Annotated in this window: 13 protein-coding genes and 3 pseudogenes; 5 read left to right on the forward strand and 11 right to left on the reverse strand. The window is 26.5% G+C overall.

The annotated features are described in order from the left end of the window. Nucleotides 1-85: 85 nt before the first annotated feature. On the forward strand, nucleotides 86-394 hold the full coding sequence (locus AZI32_RS01445; protein ID WP_061994146.1) for a hypothetical protein: 309 nt from the start codon (nucleotides 86-88) through the stop codon (nucleotides 392-394). A gap of 61 nt (nucleotides 395-455) precedes the next feature. Here AZI32_RS01445 and AZI32_RS01450 read toward each other — a convergent pair. The 3 genes and pseudogenes from AZI32_RS01450 to AZI32_RS01460 form a co-directional block, all read right to left on the reverse strand. Beyond that, a pseudogene (locus tag AZI32_RS01450) lies at nucleotides 456-1,508 on the reverse strand (M18 family aminopeptidase); the annotation flags it as partial. 264 nt (nucleotides 1,509-1,772) lie between these two features. Then, nucleotides 1,773-3,164 (reverse strand): RNA-guided endonuclease TnpB family protein, encoded by a 1,392-nt coding sequence (locus tag AZI32_RS01455; RefSeq protein ID WP_061994147.1) that lies wholly within the window; start codon nucleotides 3,162-3,164, stop codon nucleotides 1,773-1,775. Between the two features lie 708 nt (nucleotides 3,165-3,872). Next, a pseudogene (locus AZI32_RS01460) lies at nucleotides 3,873-4,115 on the reverse strand (M18 family aminopeptidase); the annotation flags it as partial. Between the two features lie 244 nt (nucleotides 4,116-4,359). Here AZI32_RS01460 and AZI32_RS01465 point away from each other — a divergent pair. Together AZI32_RS01465 and AZI32_RS01470 are read left to right on the forward strand one after the other, a co-directional pair. After that, nucleotides 4,360-5,544 (forward strand): cation diffusion facilitator family transporter, encoded by a 1,185-nt coding sequence (locus AZI32_RS01465; protein ID WP_061994149.1) that lies wholly within the window; start codon nucleotides 4,360-4,362, stop codon nucleotides 5,542-5,544. A gap of 369 nt (nucleotides 5,545-5,913) precedes the next feature. Beyond that, nucleotides 5,914-7,017, forward strand: a complete 1,104-nt coding sequence (locus AZI32_RS01470) for a PRK06851 family protein (RefSeq protein WP_061994150.1) — start codon at nucleotides 5,914-5,916, stop codon at nucleotides 7,015-7,017. Nucleotides 7,018-7,209: 192 nt separating this feature from the next. Here the strand turns inward: AZI32_RS01470 and AZI32_RS01475 are convergent, their stop codons facing one another. After that, the gene (locus AZI32_RS01475) at nucleotides 7,210-8,967 is read right to left on the reverse strand and encodes a hypothetical protein (RefSeq protein WP_061994151.1); all 1,758 of its coding nucleotides are present in this window, start codon (nucleotides 8,965-8,967) and stop codon (nucleotides 7,210-7,212) included. 795 nt (nucleotides 8,968-9,762) lie between these two features. Here AZI32_RS01475 and AZI32_RS01480 point away from each other — a divergent pair. Beyond that, nucleotides 9,763-10,047, forward strand: coding sequence for a hypothetical protein (locus tag AZI32_RS01480; RefSeq protein WP_061994152.1), 285 nt, complete (start codon nucleotides 9,763-9,765; stop codon nucleotides 10,045-10,047). 233 nt (nucleotides 10,048-10,280) lie between these two features. On the opposite strand, the gene katG is transcribed toward AZI32_RS01480, so the two are convergent. From katG to AZI32_RS01505, 4 genes are all read right to left on the reverse strand, one after another. Then, entirely contained in the window at nucleotides 10,281-12,494 is a 2,214-nt protein-coding gene (gene katG / locus AZI32_RS01485) for a catalase/peroxidase HPI (protein ID WP_061994153.1), read from the reverse strand. 390 nt (nucleotides 12,495-12,884) lie between these two features. Continuing rightward, entirely contained in the window at nucleotides 12,885-13,394 is a 510-nt protein-coding gene (locus AZI32_RS01490; RefSeq protein WP_275934966.1) for a DUF3189 family protein, read from the reverse strand. Between the two features lie 601 nt (nucleotides 13,395-13,995). Further along, nucleotides 13,996-14,742 (reverse strand): hypothetical protein, encoded by a 747-nt coding sequence (locus AZI32_RS01500; RefSeq protein WP_061994156.1) that lies wholly within the window; start codon nucleotides 14,740-14,742, stop codon nucleotides 13,996-13,998. Nucleotides 14,743-15,048: 306 nt separating this feature from the next. Then, complete coding sequence (locus tag AZI32_RS01505) at nucleotides 15,049-15,435, reverse strand: FtsX-like permease family protein (RefSeq protein WP_082761096.1); 387 nt, start codon at nucleotides 15,433-15,435, stop codon at nucleotides 15,049-15,051. Nucleotides 15,436-15,917: 482 nt separating this feature from the next. On the opposite strand from AZI32_RS01505, the pseudogene AZI32_RS17810 reads away from it, so the two are divergent. Continuing rightward, a pseudogene (locus tag AZI32_RS17810) lies at nucleotides 15,918-16,574 on the forward strand (IS5 family transposase); the annotation flags it as partial. Here the strand turns inward: AZI32_RS17810 and AZI32_RS18605 are convergent. Genes AZI32_RS18605 through AZI32_RS01515 form a run of 3 tightly spaced genes read right to left on the reverse strand, consistent with a single transcriptional unit; the run spans nucleotide 16,550 to nucleotide 20,332 of the window. Continuing rightward, the gene (locus tag AZI32_RS18605; RefSeq protein ID WP_162266729.1) at nucleotides 16,550-16,729 is read right to left on the reverse strand and encodes a hypothetical protein; all 180 of its coding nucleotides are present in this window, start codon (nucleotides 16,727-16,729) and stop codon (nucleotides 16,550-16,552) included. The pseudogene AZI32_RS17810 and the gene AZI32_RS18605 overlap by 25 nt on opposite strands. A 29-nt stretch (nucleotides 16,730-16,758) precedes the next feature. After that, nucleotides 16,759-18,558, reverse strand: a complete 1,800-nt coding sequence (locus AZI32_RS01510) for an ABC transporter ATP-binding protein (protein ID WP_061994158.1) — start codon at nucleotides 18,556-18,558, stop codon at nucleotides 16,759-16,761. Beyond that, complete coding sequence (locus tag AZI32_RS01515; protein WP_061994159.1) at nucleotides 18,542-20,332, reverse strand: ABC transporter ATP-binding protein; 1,791 nt, start codon at nucleotides 20,330-20,332, stop codon at nucleotides 18,542-18,544. The genes AZI32_RS01510 and AZI32_RS01515 overlap by 17 nt, the downstream gene beginning before the upstream one ends. Nucleotides 20,333-20,836: the final 504 nt, after the last annotated feature.

Raw genomic sequence — 20,836 nt, forward strand, 5'->3', positions numbered from 1 at the left:
ATCCTATATTAAAATTAAAATTTGATTGTAATATGAATTAAGTTTATAATTATAATAAAATTTAATATGAAATAGGAGGTAAATAATGTCAAACGTACTTGTTATAATTTTACTCTTATTAGCAGGACTACAATTTTTCTTTGCATTTTTCATGCCTTGGAAAAAACTAGCTGATACATTTGAATCTAGTGGAGCTAAAATAAAAAATAAAAATAAATTTATTATGACTCAAAAAATACTTCATTTTTTAGTAGGGGCTTGCGTTTTATTAATAACATATGTTTCCTATAAAAATGATTTTCAACTTAATAAAGTAACAATAACACTTATTATTTCTCTTATGATTTTAGCAATTCTTCCAACTTTAAATAAAAAAATCAATATAAAATTTTAAAAACAAAAAAACTATCCAATAAGTTATATTTTACCTATTGGATAGTTTTCTATTTTACTAATTATAAATTATAAAACTCTAAAAATGATTTCATAACATAAGTGTGATCATCCACTCCAGCTAACTCTCTTATAGAGTGCATTGCTAAAGTAGGGTTTCCAATATCAACTGAACGTATATTTATATGAGTTGAATTTATTGGTCCTATTGTTGATCCACCTCTCAAGTCTGAGCGATTAACAAATTTTTGAACTGGAACTCCGGCTTTTTTACAAACCATTTCATATACTGCATCTGAATCTGCATCAGTTGTATATGCTTGATTTGCATTTACTTTTATAACTGGTCCTTTATTTATAAGTGGTCTACTTGTTGGGTCATGCTTTCCTGGATCAGCTGGATGAATAGCATGAGCATTATCTGCTGATATTATAAATGATTTCGCTAATGCTCTAAAAAATTCTTCTCTTTCTTTTCCTAATGATAAAACTATTCTCTCTAAGATATTTGAAAGCATATCAGAGTCTGCACCTTGTTTTGTTGAACTACCTATTTCTTCATTATCATAACAAACCATCACATTTGTTCCATTAGTTGTTTTAGCATTTATTAATGCTTCTATTCCTGCATGAACCATTTGTAAGTCGTCTAATCTTCCCATAGATATAAACTCGTCATTCAATCCAATTATACTTCCTTTTTCATACTCATATAAATATAAGTCAAAATCTATAATTTCTTCTTTATTAACGTTTAACTCATTAGCTAATACATTTAATAAATAATTTCCTTTTTCAAGTTCTTCATTTACTAATGAAAGTATTGGTAATGTATGCTGTTGAGCATTAATATCAAAACCTTTGTTTACATCCCTGTTCATATGTATTGCCATATTAGGAATTATTAATATAGGTTTTTTCACATTAACTAATTCTGATTTAGGAAAAAGTATATTATCGCTTTTTAAAATTACCCTTCCTGCTATAGATAACGGTCTATCAAACCAAGTACTTAATATTGGTCCACCATAAACCTCAGTATTTAATCTAATATAAGAATCTTCAACTGTCATTTCACAGTTTGGTTTTATTCTAAATGTTGGAGAGTCAGTATGTGCTGGTTCTAAAAACATGTACAAATGTACTTAAATTAGATAATTCGCACTTATTCTATCTTATGATAGTTTTAAGCCTTGGATGTACCAGTTCAAAAGCTTGTTATAACTAATTTCTAGTTACAACTTACTAAATTATCCTACAACCGTATTTTAAAATTTTATAATTTAAAGATTTATTTAACCCCTAGCTTTTCTAGTAAAATATATGCTTCATTTCTGAGGTACATATATTTGTGATTAAATCATCTTTTTTATATTTTATTAGCTTACTTTTATTCTTTTTTCTAAAATATCTTTAACTTTTTTATAGTTAGTATATAAAGTAATATCATTATCATATTTTCTATTTAATATATTTTTACTTGCATTAATATCAGCGTGAAATTTATTACATTTAGGACAAATAAATATATCACCATCTCTTTTACCAAAACTTCCACAAACACTACATACTTTACTTGTATAGGCTGGATTTATATAAGTATATTTAATACTATAAAAATCACATTTATACTCTACCCGTTCTCTTATATAACCTTTAATCCATCTTGATAACTTACATTTTACAATTTTAGGATACTTGTCATTCCAATTAACAAAATCTAAATTTTCCATAACTATTTCTTTTGGTTTTTCTTCTTTTATTAATTGATTTAACGAATAGTTTATATAAGATTTTACTGTTTGGTCATGTTTTAATTTATTATGATTATATTTTACTTTTCCTAAATTGTTTTCTTTTATTTTATTAGCTTTCTTAATATAGCCTTTATCTAAATATTGATTGTATAAAGCCCAAAATCTATTTCTTTGAGCATTAACTTTATTTAGCCTTTCAGTTTCTTTACTAAGATAATTATTAAGGTTTTCTCCATAAAATTTATCACTTGATACTGCAAATAAATATCTATATCCCTTATCTATTCCTATGATATTAGTATTTTTATTCTTTCTAGTTTTTATTTTCAAAGGACAATTAACTACTATTTTATTATCTATAATTTTAACAATCATTGTTCTATTGTATTTATTACTATCGGTTAATTTTATAGATAATCTTTTGCCTTTTTTTGTAGAAGTTATATTAATACAGTTATTTTTGTAAGAATATAATCCAGTATCTATAGAAAATGTTTTTCCTATTTTAGAATATGGTATATGTCCTTTATATTTTCTTGTATATCTTCTAATAAGATTATTTAGATATTTAAAATTTAAGTTTTTCTTCTTAAATATCTTAGGAATATCAAAGCCTATATAATTTAATACTTTATGATAGTAACTATTAAATTTAACAATGTAATTTATATAATGTTTATCTTCATCTGACAAATTCTCATTAACTTTAACTTGCTCTTTAATTTTACTTTTAATATTAAACCATTTAGATTTAATATTTCCCATAGCTTCAGTTAATGCTAACTTCCAATAACGAGCAGGTAACTTCCATTGCTTTGCAAATTCTGATTTTACCCATTCATTTCTTATTTGTCTTTCTTTACTTAATAATGGGATACTATTAATTCCACTATATCTTGAATAAATATAATTCTTTACATTCTTATATTGGTTAGCTATAAATTTTAATTCATTTAACATTTCTGTATCTAATATATAAGAATATTGTTTAACGTTTTTAATAATAGTTCCCATTATCTTTCACCTCACTTTTTTCTAGTATCTTATATAGCTTATTTATAAGTATTCCCACATTATTAACACTTATTATTTATAACGCTATATTGATAAGGTGAATAAAATGACTATTAGTAATTACGTTTAATTTAATAGTTAAAGATTTAGAAAAATAATTTTAGATTTACTATAAAGTAGACCTATTTTTATAAAATTTTAAAATACGGTTGCTTAATTATCTAATTCACATTTGTATATATTTTTAGATTGTTCAATACGGTTCGTTACTCCATACCAGTTCTCTTATGAACTTCTCATACTTTCATATGAGCACAGACTATATCACTATCCTAATATAAAATATTATAATTTTAATATTAGGACACTCCCCATTTCCCCACACTTGCAGGTACGAGATTTCTCTCTAGTCGTTGAGCCTTCCCCTATTCGGGGCTTGGTTGCTGATTACCCATTATTACGGTGTTTAGGATTTAACCATGCACTATCTAACTAATTTTTTCTACTTTCGTAACCTTCACGTTTAGGCTTATTTCATCCTTACGTTGTAGTTTAGTTAGCTTTAGGGACTTCCAGCAGTTAAAGGAGTTTTGGATGATTTTAAATCACCACTCTACACTCTTTACGAATGTAGGGAGCTTTTGTTTTTAAAATATACTTTTGTCTATATTTATCTATATTTGAGTATATTTTTAACAACTAATTAGTTGCTCCAACTAATTTAAATCCATGTTCTTCAATTTCACCATTACCTACAGTAAAAGCTACTAATGCGGAATCATTTTTAGTTGTATAATACTTTCCACCTTTTTTTAAATCCCATTTAGAACTTTCTGACAATTCAATAAAACCTGATTTTTCTAATTTCCCTTTTACTGATTTAACTGCATGAAAAGCTGTTGGGCTTTCATATAAGAAATCTATAAGTTCTTTTGCAAATTTTATCGCCATAACACGAACACCTCCAAATTCAAATTCCAATTCTAGTATAACATATTAAAAATACCTAAGCATATGAAAAAAGTAATAGTTTAAAATTTAACTATATACGATTCTTATACAGTTATTAAATGAGAAAATTTAAGGCTTAGTTTAGTTAATAGTTAAGAGATAATAGTTATTCCTTTAATATATCTAATATGTTATAATTTAGTATTGAAATTTTATGGGTATACTAATTTGGGAGGTGTTTTTTTTGTTTTCAAATTTTTTAATTAAAAAATTCGTAAAAAATTATGATGATGTAAAAAATAAAGAAGTAAGAGAAAGTTTTGGTTATCTAGGTGGTTTTATAGGTATCTTAGTAAATTTATTTCTATTTGTAATTAAACTATCTGTTGGACTTATAAGTAATAGTATAGCTGTTATCGCAGATGCCTTTAATAATTTATCTGATGTAGGCTCTTCTGTAATAACTATTTTTGGATTTAAACTTTCTAGTAAACCAGCAGATAAAGAGCATCCATTTGGACATGGACGTATAGAATATATTTCTGCTTTAATTGTAGCTTTTTTAGTTATGTTAGTAGGATTTCAATTTATTTTATCCTCTATAGATAGAATAAAAAACCCAACTACTATAACTTTTGCTTGGATGCCTTTTATATTAATACTAGTTTCTATTTTATTTAAATTATGGCTTAGCATATTTTATAAAAACCTTGGAAATAAAATTAATTCTTCTGCTTTAAAAGCAAGTTCCGTTGATGCTATAAGTGATGCAATTTCGTCTAGTACAGTTGCCTTATCTTTATTTTTATCTAAATTTATTTCTTTTCCTATAGATGGTTATATGGGAATTATAGTTTCTTTAATAATTCTTTATGCAGGATTTAATTTAGTAAAAGATACCTTAGATCCACTCCTTGGCTCTGCCCCTGATGCTGAGTTGGTTGAGAATATACAAAAAGAAGTTTTAAAATATAATGAAATTCATGGTGTTCATGATCTACTAGTGCATAACTACGGGCCAGGAAGGATAATGGCTTCAATCCATGCTGAAGTTCCTTGTGATATCTCTATTATCAAAATACATGAAATAATTGACGCAGCTGAAAAAGAAATTTCAGATAAATTGAATATATTTTTAGTTATACATATGGATCCAATTAACACCAATGATGAGGAAGTTTTAAAGGATAAACTTTTAGTTGAAAACTTATTATTAAAATTTCCTATAATTAAATCCATTCATGATTTTAGAGTGGTAGGTGAAGGCAATATTAAAAATATTATATTTGATGCTGTAATAAACTCTCATGAAAATTTTTCTAAAGATGATGAAAATAATTTAATTGAAAATCTTAATTATGAAATAAAAAAAACTCACTCACATTATAATCTATTAATAACAATTGATAGAGACTATTTGGGAATTTGATTTATTTCTTCATTACAGTCAAATTTATAAGTTTAAATGATAATATATTATAAAGTCATATAACAGTTACTATAACTATTTACTTTCATAATTTTTTTATATGAAAACTTCTCACTTAATAAAGATATAAGGTATATGAAAAGAAATCAGAAGTTTAAATATTAATTTTAAAAATCTGTAGATTTATAGAAATAACAGAAATTATATTTTAGTTTCTGTTATTTTTTTACCTAAAATTAATAATAGTTGTATTTATTTTACAATTAATGCATAAATTAATATAAGAAGAACAATTTAACTATTTTGGGTTAACTTATATATATTTAGTGAATATTATATATATAGATAACAAATTTGGAGTGTGGTTTTATGTCAAAGAAACAAAAACATTACTTTTTAGGGGGAAATACCTCAGTAGGCTTTTACTCTCATTATGATTATATTCTTCCTCAAAATGAAGCTAGAAGAATAATATGTATAAAAGGTGGCCCTGGAACTGGTAAATCATCTTTAATGAAAAAAGTAGGAAACTTATTTATAGATAAAGGTTATACTGTAGAGTTTCACCACTGCTCCTCTGATAGCAATTCTTTAGACGGTGTTGTTATTAAAGGCTTAAATATAGCTTTACTAGATGGAACTTCTCCTCATGTTGTTGATCCGAAAAATCCTGGAGCAATTGATGAAATATTAAACATGGGACAGTGTTGGAATGAAGATGGTTTTAAAGAATATCGTGAGAATATATTGGATGTTCAAGATAAAATAAGTAAAAAATTTAAAAGAGCATATAGATTTTTAGCTGCAGCTAGAAATGTATATGAAGATTGGTATACTTTTAATAGAGAAACACTAGATTTTAATAAAGTTAATCATTTAAAGGAGAGCCTTAAAAATGAAATATTTTCAGATGAAATTTCTTCAGTAGGCTTTGATAGACACTTATTTTCAACTGCTTTTACTCCTGGTGGTGTTATAAGCTTTATTCCTAATCTAATAGAAGATGTGGAAAATGTTTATATATTAAAAGGTGCTCCTGGCGTTGGTAAAACTGAAGTATTAGCTTATTTAGCTGATGAAGCGGTAAAACGTGGTCACTATGTAGAAGTACTTCACACCCCATTAATGCCTGAAAAAATTGAGCACATCTTAATTCCTGATCTTAATATAGCTGTAGTTACATCTAATGAAATTAACAAATTAGCTACTCAAGGTATTGTATATGATATGAATAAATTTTTAGATGAAGCATTAATAAAAGCTAATAAAGATGAGATAGAATATGTAAAAAACACTTTCTATATTCTTCTTAACAAAGCATTATCTTGTATCCAACAAGCTAAACACCTTCATGATGATTTAGAAAGCTATTATATTCCTAATATGAATTTTGATAAGATAGATGCTGTATCTAATGAAATAATACAACGTCTACTTCAATATGAAAAAGAATATTTAACTGAAAAAGAATAAAAAAGTTGGTATACATATGGATTTTAAAACTTGAATTTTAATCCATATATTTACCAACGAAGATTTTTATAATAATTTAATATTATTAAGTTAGTGAACAGTGGTTTATAACTTAGGAAATTGACTTTCTGTTTCCTATAAAGCTCTCCACTGTTCACTTTTATTTTTCATGTTAAAATAATATTACCCACTTTAATTTAAAGCTTTTTCTGATTCCATAGTTGCATTATCGGTTATAACTTTAGGATACCCTAAGTATTTTAAAAGTTTTATAGCATTACCTGATTTACATACTCCATTTTTAAGCTTATAATCAAACACTAACCCTTCTTGCTCATCTACATCTTCACAGAAATAGTAACACTCATATTTTTCTTTAGATACTTCTGTTAGTTCAATATCATGGGTTGCTACTAATGGTATTGCATTTTTATCAATAATATATTTTATTATCTCTCTTGCTGATGCAATTCTTTCTATTGGGTTAGTTCCTCTAAATATTTCATCTACCATGCATAATCCAGTTATATCCTCATTTATACTATTTAAGATTCTAAGCAATGCTTCACATTCACCTAGATAATAACTTGTTCCAGTATTAACATCGTCAGATACGCTTAAAGATGTTATAACCCTTAATAAACTAGCACTATATTCTTTTGCAACAACTGTATATATAGTTTGTGCAAAAAGCGCATTTATACCTAGCATTCTTAAGAATGTAGATTTACCTGCCATATTAGAACCAGTCAATATAACACCTTTTTTATCTAAAGAAAGCCCATTTGAAACAGCATCTTCTATTAAAGGATGTACACCCTCTACTATCGAAAGTTTCTTCTTTTCATCTACAAAATTAGGTTTGCAATAATACTCTAATCTTTCTCTATAACTGGCTATAGAAATAAGAGCATCTATTTCTCCAACTGTTTTATAAACTTCTATCAATTTGTCTCTATTTTGTTGTATTGTATCTATTATATCGTAATATCCTCTTATTTTTGTTAAAAATAAGACATTTATATACTCTATAAATACATCTGCCCCTTCACTAGCCATTAAATATGTTGCCTTACGTTCTATAACATTAAAATACTTTATATTTTCTTTTAATATATTTTGATGTTCTAATAATGCGCCATTACTCTTAACCTTATTTAACCCCTTTGCACAAGTTATAAGACTTGCAGCATAAGCTATTGAGCTTACTTCATCTTCTATTTGTTTTTCAGATTTATAGTTTATAGAAGAGTTTAATGCAAAGCTTCCAAATAAAAACAGCAATGCTTTAGCTCCTATAAAAAAGAACATAATTAATGCTACTATTGGAAGTAATGCTGCCAATTTATAAATATATTTCTTTGCTTGAACAATATTAGTTTTACTATTAAATAAACTTATAATGTTTCCTTTTCTTTGTTTTCCAAGTGATAATAATGCTACCTGACTTTCCTCTCTCAACGTATCATTTTCTCTAAATTCTTCAATAATTTTATCACGCTTTAAAAGTTCTTGTACTTTTGTTTTAGGTGTTCTTAATATGTAATACAGAATTTGTTGCCCTGCTGTTGTAATTGCAACATCAATTTTTGAAAATACATCTTTTAAGTCTAAATCACTAGCACTCTGATCATCTAATATGTAGTAATCTTTTTCTTTTAATTCTTCTGGGTGAAATTTTTCAAAGAAATTCTCAATTCTCTTAAAATCCCTTTTTTCATTCTCTCCATAAGGCCATTCTTCTTTTAGTTTTATCATTTTTTCTATTTTTTTATGTTTTCTATAAAAATACATAGTAATCGCTATAAATATAAGAATAACTATAAATCCTATACCATAATACATAGGAGACTTTTCTCTGCCTAAATAAAACGTTCCTACAACGGATCCAAAAGTTATTCCTAAAAAAAACATAAAAATGGTTTTAGCCATCATTAACTTACTATCCATTAACTCTCTCCCCTTCATTTTTTTATTTCCATGTTCAAGTAAACTTCTATCTTAAACTGCATATAAATTTAAAAGCTCTTTAAACATCCTATATATCAAAATTAGTTTATACTCTAATTCTAAATTTTTCAAGAAAAAATTATATAAAGCTATTAGTAACTAATACTTTTTACAACAATCAAATTTTCAAATCATATATTTTAAATTATTCAAACTGATTTCTTTGCTTTTTTGTAAAAATATAGATATATAAACTAAATTTTAAACTTGTGTCCCTATGGGTTGCAAATTAAATTTTGAACTTATTCATTTATAAAATGAGAAAACTCAAATTAATATTTTATTAATAACTAACAGATTATTTTATTTAAAAGTTAAGAGTGAATAGTGAACAGTTGTAGTTATTACTACTCACTTCGTTCCTAGTAATTCTCAACGTATCTTTTTATAAATTTGCAAAGCAAATTGTATTGATAGATTTTTTAAAATCATTTTCAGAAAGTGGTCGCCACTTTCATCCTAAATTCTTAATTCATAATTCTTAACTAACTATATTTGTATTTATTTTTCTCAACTGATAACAAAAATTTGATGAATAAATTTAAATGGGAGCTTGTTTCCCTATATATCATAGTGTATAATAATTTTTTTAATTAAGAAAACTATATATTCACAACCATATTTATAGTGAAATAATATTAACTTAGGCATATGAAAATAAATAAGAGACCAAATGTTCTAAGCATATTAGTCTATCATTTATTTGATTATGACTTATATTAAAGGAGATTTTTTATGTTTGAAATAATTGAAAGAGATTTAGAGGATATTTTAAAAGAAAAAATTAAAAGTTGCAATTTTGCAATTGAAAATATTGATTCTTTAGAAAGTATAAAACATATGGATAAAGTATATTTATCTAGAGCACAATTTAGACTTACTCTAATTAAGGAATTTAATCATGATGATACCTATGAAGAAGTATTAAAAGATGTTGAGGAAGCCTTAAAGATAAACCCAAACAACTTAAATGGACAAAAGCTAAAAGTAGAAGTTGAAGAATTACTTAAAAATAGTTAAATAAAATTTATATGTTATATTAAACAAAACAATAGGACAAAGATTGCTAAGCATTTTTTATGTTTTATAAAAAGTTACAGCTTACTCATATCCGTCTATTAGTAGATTCTATTACTTATATTTAATGCTAAATTTATAATATAAATTTTTTCATAATAATTTTTTCCTCACACATTATCTAAAAATAGCTAGTAAAATTTTTATTATTTTACTAGCTAAAATTTAATCAATATTTATTTTTTTATATCAAAACGATCTGCATTCATTACTTTATTCCATGCTGTTACAAAATCTTGTATGAACTTTTCTTTATTATCATCAGATGCATAAACCTCTGCAACTGCACGCAACTGTGAGTTTGAACCAAATATAAGGTCAACCCTTGTTGCCGTCCACTTCACATTTCCTGTTTTCCTATCATACCCTACAAACTTTTCTTTAACATTCGGTAAAGCCTTCCACATGGTATTAATATCAAGAAGATTTACAAAGAAATCATTTGTAAGACATTCTTCTCTATCTGTAAACACCCCCTCCTGTGACTGCTTATAATTAGTGTTCAACACACGCATACCACCAATTAATACTGTCATTTCTGGAATAGTTAATGATAATAGTTGTGCTTTATCTATTAACATTTCATCTGCTGTTACTTCATAGTTATCTTTCATATAGTTTCTAAATCCATCGGCCTTAGGTTCAAGTACATTAAATGACTTTATATCTGTTTCCTCTTGAGTTGCATCCGTACGTCCTGGAATAAAAGGAACAGTTATGTTATACCCTGCATTTTTTGCAGCTTTTTCTATGCCAACACATCCACCTAATACAATAATATCAGCTAGGGAAACCTTTTTATCCTTTGAATGTGCATTATTAAAACTACTTTGAATTTTTTCTAGTACTTTTAATATTTTGTTAAGCCTTTCTGGCTCATTAACTTCCCATTCTCTTTGTGGCTTCAATCGTATTCTTGCCCCATTTGCCCCTCCACGTTTATCTGACCCACGAAATGTTGATGCAGATTCCCATGCCGTTGTTACAAGGTCTGATATTGATAAGCCTGAATCTAAAATCTTTTTCTTAAGCTCTGAAATATTCTTTTTATTAATCAATCTATAGTTAGCTTTTGGGATTGGATCTTGCCAAATAAAGCTTTCTTTGGGAACTTCTGGTCCAAGATATCTTGATATGGGTCCCATGTCTCTATGAGTTAATTTAAACCAAGCACGAGCAAAATCTTCTTGAAACTTTTTAGGATTTTCTAAATAGTCCTTTGCTATTCCTCTATAAATAGGATCATAAATAAGGGCTAAATCCGCCGTGGTCATCATAGGCCTATGCTTTTTTAAAGGATCATAAGCATCAACTACCATATCCTCTTCTTCAACATTTTTTGCTAACCATTGATAGGCTCCTGCTGGACTTTTAACTAATTCCCACTGATATTTAAATAATGTTTTTAAGTAGCCCATTGTCCACTTTGTTGGCTCAGCCTTCCATGCTCCTTCAAGCCCACTACCTATTGTATCTGGACCTTTACCAGTTTTATAGCTATTTTTCCATCCTAAACCTTGCTGTTCTATAGGTGCAGCTTCTGGTTCTGGTCCAACATAAGTAGGTGATGCAGCACCATGACATTTACCAAAAGTATGTCCACCTGCTATAAGTGCAACAGTTTCTTCATCATTCATTGCCATACGAGTGAAGGTTTCCCTTACTTCTTTTACTGATGCCTTAGGACTTGGATCTCCATTGGGACCCTCTGGATTTACATAAATTAAGCCCATCTGCACAGCCGCTAAAGGATTTTCAAGTTCTTTATCTTCCTTATCCTCTTTATCCTGTTCATCACGTTCATTTCCAAGCCACTTTTTTTCACTTCCCCAGTAAATATCCTCCTGCGGTTCCCAAACATCCTCTCTTCCCCCACCAAAACCAATTGTCTTTAGTCCCATAGATTCAAATGCACAATTACCTGTTAATATCATAAGGTCAGCCCAAGATATTTTATTTCCATACTTCTTTTTAATTGGCCAAAGTAAACGACGTGCTTTATCTAAATTTATATTATCTGGCCAGCTATTAAGTGGTGGAAAACGTTGAAGCCCTTGTCCTCCCCCTCCTCTACCATCACCAATTCTATAGGTTCCTGCACTGTGCCAAGCCATACGAATAAAGAATGGTCCATAATGACCATAATCAGCTGGCCACCATTCTTGTGAGTCTGTCATCAACTTATATAAATCATTTTTTAGTTCGTAATAATCTAGCTTTTCAAATTCCTCAACATAGTTAAAATCATTAGACATAGGATTACTTTTCTCACAATTTTGACGAAGAACATTAAGCTTAAGCTGGTTTGGCCACCAATACTCATTAGTGGTTCCTTCTCCTGCTACTGCTTTATTTCTTCTTCCTGTCATAGGGCATCTTATTTCTGACATAACATTATCCTTTCTTATATAAATACTATTACAGTAAATTATATAAATATTTAACTATTACTATGCCTTAATTTGTAGATAGTAAATATTAAAATTTTTAGTTGTATCAATATTTATACAAAACAATAAGCAAAATCTAAAAAGTAGATAATTACTTAAAAATTACTAATATCAAGTTAATTTATTTCCATGAAAATAAAAACCTTGAATCTACAAATATGTATTTTCAAGGTCTAGTTATATTTTTATAGTTAATAAGACTAATTTATTAATTATAAATATTTATGTACACACTAATATAAAAAATTCTCTGATTATAATTAATTTTAAATCCTTAATTTTTTATTATATTAGGTTTTATATAATATAACATCTCATTTGTCTTTAAAATTATTTTTTCTTAAATTCCTTATTATCTAGAATAATAACCTCTGACTTATCTTCCTTTGCCTCTTTTTTTGTATTATTTACAAGTTTTATAATATCTTTATAAGATTTTTTTGCTCCCTTTATAAGCAAAGGTACTCCTATAAAATCAATTTTTAACATCCTAGAAAATAATCCACCAAAAGTCATTGGTAATGGCACCGTTGGCGACGTATTAGAAAATATAATTTTCTCATTTAATAGATCTTGTTTATGGAGCATAGAAGCTAAATTATATAATCCTGGAATTAAAACTTTTGAACGTCCTCTACCTACAACATAAACTTCATTTCCATCTTTATCACTACCATAATAAAAAAGTTCTCCACGATTTCCATATACTAACTTATTAAAGTTAGGTAAATTCAAGATTTCATCCTTAGTCGGTTCTCTAGTTTCATCCAGCATTTCTAAGTGATAAGCCATTGCTAGAATAGATGAGTGGGTTCCTCCATAACAGTTATATATATATATATCATTAAATCACCTAATTTCTTATTTTTAATTTCTTCTAATCATTGTAGTATATACATTAACTATTGTAATTAAACAGTCTTTAAACAAGTTTTATCCACAGTCTTCAATTTTTGTATAATTCATTACCACTATCAAACCTAATTTCTTAATAGTTTATGTGTGTTTAATTCCAGCAGCATACTAATATCCCCATCTGCAATACCTATCTTAACTAGTATATTATATGATTTACCCCAATCCCCTATATCTTTAAATTTTTGCACATAACTTTTCTGCAATGATTTCAAGAAAATAACATAATGATTTTTATTACATTCAAAGATAACTATAATCCACTTTCTTTTAATCTTTTCTATTTCGTCATAAACCAAATTTTCAACAAAAAATTCTGATAAAAAAGCTCTAACATAAACTGCTGGAGCTTTTAATCTATGATAAGATTATTCACCATATGCCTGATTTCGAGTTAGATGTAAAAAAGATAAGCTTATCACATGCTAATCAATTATATGTTTATTATCCTTAAAAAACTTCATTATTTATGATTCAGTTCTCCGTAACTACGTAGGATTATACTATGGATTCTTTCATTATCCAATTATAGGACTATATTTTTTTTAATTTGCCTTATTAAGTTTCCCTTATTTTCTTTCAGTTGAGTAATTCTATTTACATTAGCTCCAGATGGATGTGGAAATCCTTTAAGAATCTGTTTTTCACAAATAATTTTTTCTTCTGATAACTTACATAGTACCTCTTCAACTGCTCTGCCTAAGGGTATTATTAATATATTTTTAAAATTTTCAATGTCATTAAGTTCTTTAATAAAATTATTATATACATATTTCATTAAGAACTTACTTTTTAATAATTTAGGTGTATGTCCTGAATAATTCTGTTTCTTTACAAACACAGGATAAGGTATAAGTGATACAGTATGTAGTAAGTAATCTTTATCTTCAAATAAGGCAGAACAACTATTTATACTTAACGCCTCATTAAGTTTTATATCATCTAACATACTAATTATATTTTTTCTTAAGCTTCCACTAAATCTACCAGCCACCTTACATTTATATTGAATTCCTTCAATATCAGTTTCTAACTCTAGTTCTTTTCGAGCAGTGGAAATAGCTGTGCTCATTTGTTGGAAACCTGGTGTTATTCCAATAATGAATATCTTGGCTTTTGAGTTTAAATAATCATTGTGTGGAGCATAATATATTTCTATATTTCCGTTTTTTTCTATAAGCAAATCATCTATTAATAATTCACTTTTTTCATATTTATCTTTTCTAGGAAGCTGTTTTATAACTTCTTCATATTCATATAATGTTTTTTTCATACGTCCCTCGCTATCTTAGTTTTTATTATTTATAATATCCTTTTTATTGTACTTCTAAAAACTGATTATATTCTGCTGACAATTATATTTTTATTATCTCCTATATTTTATATTTTCTACTTTTATCGTTTTTCATTTCAAGAACTCAATATAGTATCTGTGTCAAAGTGTTGGAACTTGATTATAGAAATTAAAAGAACCCATAAAAATCTAAACTTTAGATTTTTATGGATTCATAATGGAGATAAACTGCAGGAATAATATCCAGAATTAAATCTATTATTTATATTTAAATAACTTGCTTTACTACTCTTTTTGCATTTTAAGAGCTTCACCTAAAGATGTTTTATCAATTTTTCTTGCACACATAAGTTTAGATACTTCAAATGTAAGAGCTATTATAACAAAACCTATTAGTACGTAAGATATATTAAGTCTTGCTTCTAACACTATATCTAGAGCTTCAAAGATTTTAAATATTGCTTTTACTATAGCGTATCCAATAGAAACTCCCATAATGTATCCAAGTACTACATAAATTCTTGCTCCATTTAACATCATTGAGTTTATTTCTTTCTTTTTATATCCAAACACCTTCATAAGAGATATATGATTTTTATTTTCATCTATACTTATAGATGTCACTACATATACGATAATTACTCCTATCCTAACCAGGTCAAATGCTGTTATACGTTACACTCCGACAGTTCGGAACAGTGCAGTTGTTTCATACAATCTAAGGGATTACTTCTTGTAATTATATAATTTTATAATATTTCAACATACTTTCTGAGTTCTTAAACATTACTTTTATTATGCACCACGACATATATTTTATAAATTTTTCCACCAACAAACATAAATTTAAATGTATAATGACCTTTTATTTCAGTAAGACTAGCATCAAATGTATTTACATAATTCGTTTTAGTTTTGTTAAATTAAATACTTATAGATTCAAATTTTATCGTTGGATATTTATCATTTGTATCAATTATAAAATCTTCAAGGTATTTATACATATCATTTAAATTATATTCCTTTATTCCTCTAGGGTGTGTCTGAAAACTAATTAATGCAAACGATTTAAACTTTAGATATAATAATATCAAAAAAACTATAAAATTATGACACAAAAGCGTTACGAAATATAAGATGAACAATGGAATCAAATAAAAAATTTATTTCCTGTGGCAAGGACATGAAGACCAGCAAAAAATAATAGAGTCATGTTCAATGCCATACTATGGATTGCAAGAAGCGATGCCGCATGGCGTGATGCCGGTACTTTATTGGTGATTTTTAAAGAGCTAAGCTCAGATTCAGATTATGAAAATTTAAGTATCGACTCAACATGTATTAAAGCTCACCAGTATAGTGATGGGGCTAAAAAAGGACTATAAATAGCGAAATAAAACAACATATTGGATTAAGCCATGAAAGACATACGACAAAAATTCATGCAGTTGTCGATGCCCTTGGTAATCCTGTACACTTACAATTGTCATCTGGTAATCTACATGACATCACACAGGCTGTAGATGTTCTTTCAAATTTACAAATACAAGGCAGCAATATTTTAGCTGATAAAGCATATGGTATAAATGAATTTAGAGAATATATAATGGTCACAAGAAACGTCCTATACTATTCCATCTAAATCTAATGCAAAGAATCCTTGGCATTGTGATTGGTGGATATATAAAGAACGCCATCTAGTTGAATGCTTTTTCAATAAAGTAAAGCATTTTAGAAGAATTGCTACTCGATATGATAAACTTTCTTCTTCTTTTCTTGCATTTGTTTATATTACTGCTATTTTTATTTTATCAATATTAGAAGTTTCAATTAATTGTTTAGATGTTTTAGCTATTTCAGTTGATTTTTCTTTTAAATATTCCAAATGGATTTCAGAAAATACTGCCCCTTCTTCCTTTATTATGAGATTATTGTGATAATCTATTATAAGAATATGCCTCAGCATAATCATTAATTAAATTTATAGGTATTTTTTCAATAATCAAAATCATACCACTTCCTTTGAGCTAAATACATTTTTTTATAGTTAGATTCAAAAGCCATTAGTTCGGAATGTGATCCTTCTTCAATTATCTTACCATCATTTAACACAACTATTCTATCAACATATGCAGTTATTCCTAACCTATGAGTAATTATTATTGACGTTTTGTTAAAAGATATTTTTTTAATACTTTTATATATACTTGTTTCCATTTCAGGATCAATTGCAGCCGTTGGCTCATCTAAAACTAAAACATTATTATTCTTATATAAAGCTCTACACATAGCTAATCTTTGCCATTGTCCACCTGATAAATCTATACCTGAAAATTCTGTTGACAAAATAGTTTCTAAACCTTTATCAAACTCATTTACTTTTACCTCACAAGTTTCTAAAGAATCCATTATCTTTTTTCTATCTATATCTTTACTCATATCTGCAATTGCAATATTATCTTCTAAAGAAAATTTATATCTATTAAAATTCTGCATAACTCCTGAAGTGTTGTAACAAATATCATCCAAACTTTTGTCTTTAATTGATATTGAATCATATTTAACTTCGCCTTTTTCAGGCTTATAAAACCCAAGAATAAGCTTTGCAAATGTTGATTTTCCAGCACCATTCATTCCTACTATTGCTAATGTCTCACCTTTTTTTATATTGAATTTTATATTGTTTAATGTCATTTTATTTTGATTTGGATATGAAAAACTGATATTATCTAAACTAATTTTAGATTTCATATTAATAGGTGCGTAACTTTTATAATTATCTTCAGTAAGTGTCATATATTTAACATAATTATTAACGTAACCAATATTATTTGAAATTGTTTCTATATGATAAAAAATTAATTCTTCCAAAGTACTAAACATAAATCCCACTGTCGAAAGCACAGCTGCAAAACTTCCTTGACTAATGTTGTTATTAATTAGCAAATAAGTTAATAATAATATTACTAAAATATATGCTATCAGAGATATTAATCTTAATACCCCTTCTTTTATTGCAACTTTCTTTTCAGATCTCCACTTTAAATTTAATACCTGATTCAAACATAAGCTATACTTTCTATATAAATAAGGAAATACACCTAATAGCCTTGTTTCTTTATAATAATCCTTTCCTACGATAGAATCTTCCAAACTTTTAAGTTCTCTAAGTTTAGGTCCTGATTTATCAGCTAATTCACTAAAAATTTTTATTCTAAACATCTGATTTATTATAGTAGGAATAAAAATTATAGGTAATGTTAATGCTAACAATGGGTGTATATTTAAAAAAAATATTGTTAGATAAGCTAAACTTGGAATATAAAAAGTAAATATAAGTATAATAACAAATAATAAATTTGTAGATGCATCTGCTCCTTCTCTTGCTTTCTGCAAGCTATCTAATATATTAGTATCCTCAAATGAAAATGGAGTAAGCTTCTTAGATTTATTATGCAAATTTAAAAGTGCAGTTTCTTTAATTCTTCCCTCGACAAGATTATGGAATGCATTATTTAACCCATTAATAAACATAGCAAATGCAATAATCCCTATTAAAATTATTAAAGCGTTTATTGTATCACTTAATATATCTCCCTTATTTATATTTATATTTATACTTACAGAATCAAAAAATATCTTAAGACGTTTTGCTATCATCCCATACGATAATCCTTGTATCAAACTAAAACACATACTTAATATTAATATTATTGGATTTGCTTTTAAGTTACTAAAAAAAATATATATAATTGTTTTGGATATTGGTAAAATCCCATTAAACTTCGACTTCATTTTTATACCAACTCCTTTGATCTGAATATAACTCGTAATATAATCCTTTTTTCTTCATTAATTCATAATGAGAGCCACTATCAACTATTTCTCCCTTGTCTAATACAAGTATTATATCTGCTAATTTTATAGATCCTAATCTATGACTAATAAAAATACTTGTAACATCTTTACTTAATTTTCCAAAATTTTCATAAAGCTCAGATTCTGCAATAGGATCCATAGCAGCTGTTGGCTCATCCAAAATCCTTATCTTTGAAGGATTATATAGTGCTCTTGCCATAGCAAGTTTTTGCCATTCACCACCGGATAAATCTATTGATCCTTTTTTTACCTTTCCAATAAGTGTATTTTCTTTATTAGGCAGTTTACTTATAAGTTTGTTTATGCTTACTATAGAAATACATTCATTAAATTTATCTTTATTAAATTTATCAGATATATTACCAAAAAGAATATTACTTTTAATATCTATAGGATATTTTGAAAAATCTTGGAATACTACAGAATATATATTTCTTATAAAATTCATATCTAGATTTCTTAATTCAACATTATCAATTAGTATTTGTCCATCATAGTTGTCATATAGGCCCGTTAGTAGCTTAACTAATGTTGTTTTACCTGATCCATTTTTACCCACTATTGCATAATGTTTACCTTTTTCAAATTCAAAGTTTATATTATGTAATATTTCTTTATCAGATGACGGATATTTGAAAGAAACATTTACCAATTTAATTGTTTTAGGATCAATTTCTTTTAAGTTTCGTGCTGTTGTAGCATCAAATTTTTCATTAAAATTCATAAATTCATCCAAGTCATTAAAATATTCTTTATCTTCTGATAATATAGATATATTATCCATCATTCCCCAACGCAACTGCTCAGACAAATCCTTAAGAAGATTAGTTAATGCTATTATTACACCTAATGTAACAACTCCTGAAACTGCTTTTAATATAAAAAAATATATTATTATTCCTGATAATGAAATCATTAAAATCGCACTAATATCCATCCTAAAAAATAATCTTGAAATAAGTAAGTATATTGTCATTGTTTTTTTTCTACTTATTTTTTTCCATTTTTCATTTAATGAATCAGAATAATTAAATAGAGCTCTTTCTTCACAATAATTTTTATCTGTTAATACTAAAGATAAATAGTCCATAAATCTAGTGTCATTAGTAAAATTTTTAGTATTTTTATATGTGACTTTTCCATTATATCCAGATAAAATCAATATAGGTATAGCTAAGATAATAAAATTTAAACTTTTAACACCAAGATATTTAAACATAACAACTATAGAAATTATAAATTTAACTAAAATTACCATTATGTTTAAAAAAGCATTTAATCCATTTAGAATTCTTTTTTCTGCTTTATCTGATAATCGATTTGCCTTATCATACATATCTTTATTTTCTATATATATGTATTCAAGCTTAGCTTTTTTTTGCAAAAAAAGCTTTTTAAGATATCGATCAATTTCAAGATCTAATTTATATGTTGATAATTTAAAAATTTGTTCAGATAAATGCTTAAAACCAATTACTATTATTAATAAAATCATTGGAAATATTATTTTATCAAATGATTTACTTGTAATCACATCAGTACTAATATTAATAAAATAACTAATTATATAAAATTCAAATAATGGTAATATAGCGTATACCAAATATTCTAAAATTTTAATTAAAAATAATATTGAATTTGCATTATATGATATCTTAAATATATCAAACAATCCATATCTTTTTTTCAATACCTTCTCCCTCCTAAACCTTATGGTAGAGTTATTTACAAAAATATAAAGATGATATTCACTTGTTTACACCACTACCTAAAAATTCCAATATTCGGAAAATGACTATAAAAAAGCCCCCCTCTGGATGAACAAATAAGAAACTATTCAAAAATTATTGCATAGAATCTAACTAATGTCATAGCAAAATATATAGGACATGATGAATTTTAATTCATAGTATAAACATTAATCTTGGAGCTCGAATTTCTATATCAAAATTTGATATATTGAATTTCTTAACTTTAGTATAAATTGCTGAAATTAATTTAATATTTATTTTAAAAAATTTGATATTAATAATTCATTTATGCACTATTATAGTATACTATATTTTATATACATTTTTAGGAAAATAAAGTCGAGATAGTATGTACTTTTTATTTATATTTTTTTAATTTTATGTATATTTTGTTAACAATTAAATAATTTTCTTTTTTTATTTATTTTAATTTGAAACAACAA

Origin of the sequence: Clostridium sp. ATCC 25772, from assembly GCF_001573875.1 — a bacterium.
In the GTDB taxonomy this organism is placed as follows: Bacteria; Bacillota; Clostridia; order Clostridiales; family Clostridiaceae; genus Clostridium_J; species Clostridium_J senegalense.